This window comes from Ursidibacter arcticus (assembly GCF_009761375.1).
Classification (GTDB): domain Bacteria; phylum Pseudomonadota; class Gammaproteobacteria; order Enterobacterales; family Pasteurellaceae; genus Ursidibacter; species Ursidibacter arcticus.
On the sequence record NZ_LEKM01000209.1, the window covers coordinates 1 to 2,443 of the forward strand.

Genomic DNA, 2,443 nt, shown 5'->3' on the forward strand with positions numbered 1-2,443 from the left:
AATGATTCAGACTGATGACAAACCTCAATTTGTTGTATTCAATAAACGGACGCCAGCGTGGCGTCCCTACACAACAAAATAAAATCTGTTATTTTTCAATTGGTTATAACTTTTCTTGTAGGGACGCCACGCTGGCGTCCGAATGAAAAAAGACTTTGTCAATAATCTGTGGTGGGCTTAAGCCCACCCTACACGAAATAAGTTCGTCAATAATCTGAAACGGACACAGATCAAAATGTGTCCGTTTTTTGTGTTTAGGTGTTTTTGGCTTACAATAACTCTCATTTTCTTATAAAATCACGCCATTTTCGGTAAATAAATTTAAGGACAGAATATGACATTAAAAATTGGGGTTGTGGGAGCAGGTGGTCGAATGGGCAGACAGCTTATTCAGGCAGTTCATAATGCTCAAGGGGTGGAATTAGGTGCTGCATTTGAGCGTAAGGGATCTTCATTAGTGGGTACTGATGCAGGAGAGCTTGCAGGAATTGGGCAATTAGGTGTTGCGGTTAGTGATGATTTAGCTAGCCAAGCAGATAAATTCGATCTCTTAATTGACTTTACACGCCCAGAAGGTACTTTAGAACATATCGCTTTTTGTGTCGCACATCAAAAACAGATGATTATCGGCACAACAGGTTTTGACGATGCTGGAAAGCAAGCTATTCAAAACGCATCAGAAAAAATCGCCATCGTGTTTGCGTCTAATTATAGTGTAGGGGTAAATTTAGTCTTTAAATTGTTGGAAAAAGCAGCAAAAGTAATGGGCAATTATTGTGATATCGAAGTCATTGAGGCTCATCACCGCCATAAAGTAGATGCACCGTCAGGTACTGCACTCTCAATGGGAGAGCATATTGCTAAAACATTAGGTCGTGATTTAAAAACTCACGGTGTTTTTGCTCGTGAAGGTATTACAGGCGAACGCAAACGTGATGAAATTGGTTTCGCCACTATTCGTGCAGGCGATGTCGTGGGCGAACACAGTGTTTGGTTTGCTGATGAAGGCGAAAGAGTAGAGATTGCTCATAAAGCATCTAGTCGAATGACTTTTGCTAACGGAGCAGTGCGTGCAGCGAAATGGCTACAACAAAAACAAAACGGTTTATTTGATATGACAGATGTTTTAGATTTGAATAATCTTTAATAAGCGGTCAGATTGATTTAATTTTTTGCAAAAGGATAACAAATGAAGCACAACAATATTGAAACAACATTAGTGCAATTAGGCAACCGTACCGATGAACGTACGGGGGCAGTTGCAACACCTATTTTTCTTTCAACCGCTTATGGTCACGCTGGTATTGGCGAATCAACAGGCTTTGATTATACCCGCACCAAAAATCCAACTCGTTCCGTTTTAGAGCAAGGTATTGCTGATTTAGAAAATGGCGATGCGGGTTTTGCTTGTGCATCAGGAATGGCGGCAATTCAACTAATAATGTCGCTTTTTACTGCACCTGATGAATGGATTATTTCTAGCGATGTTTATGGCGGAACTTACCGCTTACTGGATTTTAGCTATAAAAATCATAACACAGTGAAACCTGTCTATGTAAATACCGCTGATTTATCTGCGATTGAAGCTGCAATCACACCAAATACCAAAGCAATTTTTGTTGAAACACCGTCAAATCCATTGATGGAAGAGTGTGATGTTGCAGCGATTGCTCAAATTGCGAAAAAGCATAATTTAATGCTCATTGTGGATAATACTTTCTTAACGCCTGTGTTATTCAAACCATTAGATTTAGGTGCAGATATTGTTATTCATAGTGCAACTAAATATCTTTCTGGACATAATGATGTGCTTGCAGGTTTAATTGTGGCAAAAGGTCAAGAACTTTGTGACAGATTATTCTATATGCAAAATGGGGCTGGTGCTGTGCTTTCGCCATTTGATAGCTATTTAATTATTCGTGGCTTAAAAACCCTTGCATTGCGTGTTGAACGTCATCAACAAAATGCAACAGAATTAGCAAAATTCCTAGCAGAACAACCACAGGTAAAAGATGTACTTTATTCAGGAAAAGGCGGAATGCTATCTTTCCGTCTAAAAGATGAAAATTGGGTGAATACTTTCTTAAAAGGTATTAAATTGATTACCTTTGCAGAAAGTTTAGGCGGAACAGAAAGTTTTATTACTTATCCAGCTACTCAAACGCATATGGATATTCCAGAGGCAGAGCGTATTGCTCGTGGCGTTTGTAATAAATTATTACGTTTCTCTGTGGGCTTAGAACACGTTGAAGATATTAAAGCTGATTTATTACAGGCTTTTGCAACTTTAAAATAAGTTTGAATAACAGAACGTAAAAAGGTTGGCAACAATGATTTGCCAACCTTTCAGATTATTGACAAAGTCTTTTTTCATTCGGACGCCAGCGTGGCGTCCCTACAAGAAAAGTTATAACCAATTGAAAAATAACAGATTTTATTTTGT

General features: G+C 38.6%; 2 protein-coding genes. Both read left to right on the forward strand.

The genetic code is table 11. The annotated features are described in order from the left end of the window. The first annotated feature begins 334 nt into the window (after positions 1-334). On the forward strand, positions 335-1,147 hold the full coding sequence (gene dapB / locus A1D25_RS10160) for a 4-hydroxy-tetrahydrodipicolinate reductase (protein WP_157395562.1): 813 nt from the start codon (positions 335-337) through the stop codon (positions 1,145-1,147). 42 nt (positions 1,148-1,189) lie between these two features. Next, entirely contained in the window at positions 1,190-2,296 is a 1,107-nt protein-coding gene (locus A1D25_RS10165) for a methionine biosynthesis PLP-dependent protein (protein ID WP_157395563.1), read from the forward strand. Positions 2,297-2,443 lie beyond the last annotated feature (147 nt).